Source organism: Dawidia cretensis (genome assembly GCF_018598175.1).
GTDB lineage: Bacteria > Bacteroidota > Bacteroidia > Cytophagales > Cyclobacteriaceae > Ohtaekwangia > Ohtaekwangia cretensis.
The window spans coordinates 1-713 of the sequence record NZ_JAHESE010000094.1 but is presented as its reverse complement, the minus strand read 5'-3'; the positions used below and the strand labels follow the sequence as shown (position 1 = coordinate 713).

1 protein-coding gene is annotated in these 713 nt (G+C 57.2%); it reads left to right on the top strand.

Translation table 11 applies throughout. The features are described 5' to 3' along the window. Positions 1 to 713 (top strand): hypothetical protein (locus KK062_RS29860; protein ID WP_254088052.1); only part of this gene is annotated, 713 nt, incomplete at both ends.

Sequence of the window (713 nt, the reverse complement as noted above, 5' to 3'; positions counted from 1 at the left end):
GGATAAGCCTACGTCGGGTGAGTATATGTTGCGCATCGGTGAAGTTCACCAATCGCTGCACAGCCTGGAGAACGAAATCCCCCTGCGGCCCGACGTGCTTACATTGGAAGGCAAGCTGCGGGAATGCGACACGGCGCTGGTGCTGGTGGAGCAAAACCTGAAGAAATACAGCGCGGCCCTAAATCTGCGTAACCTGCAGATGTTTAGCGTGCTGCTACAAAACGTGGAGCACGACCTTGAGCGTTACAGTGCGCGCATCCAGGTGGCGGATACGACCCTGCAAGGGCTGCGCAAAGAACTGAGAATCCTGCGCCGCGATTCGCTGCTGCGCCAGTTATACAAAGACTCTGTCAACCGCAAGCTGTTGCTGCCCCACCTGCGCGAGCTGCGCACCGCCTGGCGTGCAACGGACAGCCTGTTGCAGCACAACCTGAACATCGTCAATACGCTCAAGACCGGTGTATCCGAAAAGTCGATCCGGGCGTCCGATCTTTTTAACCAGATCGAAGAACGGCTCACCCGCTCGGGTATACAGGCCTTTAGCAAAGAGTATAACTTTTTGTGGGAGCCCGCGCCCACCGTCACCACCGAGTTTAAGGAAGAGCTCGACAATTCGTACCGGTCCGGCCGGAAAGCATTGGATTTTTACTTCCGGGACTCGTCGGGGCAGCGCGCCCTCATGTGGCTGCTGGGCATCGCATTCTACCTCTGGG